This is a genomic window from Streptomyces sp. PTL18 (assembly GCF_059510295.1).
Window position 1 is genome coordinate 1 of record NZ_JCAJZO010000094.1, and the last position, 1,644, is coordinate 1,644.

At 74.0% G+C, this 1,644-nt stretch carries 1 protein-coding gene; it reads left to right on the forward strand.

Going from position 1 to position 1,644, the window contains the following annotated elements; all coding sequences use genetic code 11:
* The coding region (locus tag AC5WS8_RS39085) for an acyltransferase domain-containing protein (protein ID WP_496108226.1) at window positions 1–1,644 on the forward strand (1,644 nt) is incomplete at both ends.

A 1,644-nucleotide genomic window follows, 5' to 3' on the forward strand; every position in this document is an offset into this window, starting at 1 on the left:
CTGGCGGACGCGTGCCGTCTGGTGGTGGCGCGCGGTCGGCTGATGCAGCAGCTGCCCGAGGGTGGTGCGATGGTGGCGGTGCAGGCCTCGGAGGAGGAGGTCCTGCCGCTTCTGGGTGAGCGGGTGGGTATCGCTGCGGTCAACGGGCCGCAGGCGGTGGTGGTCGCCGGTGGCGCGGAGGCCGTCGAGGCGGTGGCGGCGCACTTCCGGGCGCAGGAGCGCAGGGTGACGGCGCTGCGGGTGAGCCACGCCTTCCACTCGCCGCTGATGGAACCGATGTTGGCGGGTTTCCGCAAGGTCGCCGAGGGCCTGACGTACGAGCGGCCGGAGGTGCCCCTCGTCTCCACGGTGACCGGTGAGGCGGTGAGTGCTGAGGAGCTGATGTCCCCGGAGTACTGGGTCGGCCATGTCCGCCGGACCGTCCGCTACGCCGACGCCGTACGCGCCCTCGCCGGGCAGAACGTGACGCGCTACCTCGAACTGGGTCCCGACGGCACCCTCACCGCCCTCGCCCGGGCGACCCTGGACGAGACCGCGACCGCCGTGCTGGCCCCCGCGCTGCGCAAGGACCGGCCGGAGATCGAGGCGCTGCTCACCACGGTGGCCGCCCTGTTCACCCGCGGCGGCGAGGTCGACTGGCCCGCCCTCTTCACGGGCAGCGGCGCCCGCACGGTCCCGCTGCCGACGTACGCCTTCCAGCGCAGGACCTACTGGCCGACCCCCACCCCCGAACGCCACGCCGGCGACATCGCCGGACTCGGCCTCACCTCCGCCGACCACCCGCTGCTCGGCGCGGCCGTCACCCCGGCCGACTCGGACGGCGTGGTCGTCACCGGCCGTCTGTCGCTGCGCTCGCACCCGTGGCTGCGCGACCACGTCGTCGCCGGCGCCGTCCTGTTCCCCGGGACGGGCTTCCTGGAACTCGTCCTCCACGGCGCCGAACAGGTCGGCTGCGACCGAGTGGAGGAACTGACCATCGCCGTGCCGCTCGTCCTCCCCGAGGACGGCGCCGTACAGCTCCAGGTGCTGGTCAACGGCCCCGACGACTCGGGCAGCCGCAGTGTCAGCGTGTTCTCCCGGCCCGACCACGACCAGGCCTCCGCGAACGAGGCGTGGACCCTCAACGCCAGCGGTGTCGTCGGCACCGAGGCCCCTCGTCCTGCCGAGTCGTTCGACTTCGGCGTATGGCCTCCGCGCGGCGCGGTGGCCGAGCCGGTGGAGGATGTCTACGAGCGTTTCGCGGGCCTGGGGCTGTCGTACGGCCCGGTGTTCCGCGGGCTGCGCGCATTGTGGCGGCGCGGCGAGGAGGTGTTCGCCGAGGTCGCCCTGCCGGAGGCACACCAGGAACTCGCCGACCGCTTCGGCGTGCACCCCGCGCTGCTGGACTCCGTTCTGCACGCCGTCCTGCACGGCGCCTTCGGCGGCGACACCTCGCTGCGGCTGCCGTTCTCGTGGAGCGGTGTGTCGCTGTGGGCCACCGGCGCCCGTGAGCTGCGCGTCCGCCTGGCTCCCGCCGGTGCGGACGCCGTCGTCCTGGAGCTCGCCGACTCGGCGGGCGGCGTCGTGGCCGCCGTTGACTCCCTGGTGCTGCGGCAGGTCTCCGGCGAGCTCGCGACGACCGACGGCGGTCGGCAGCAGGACGGT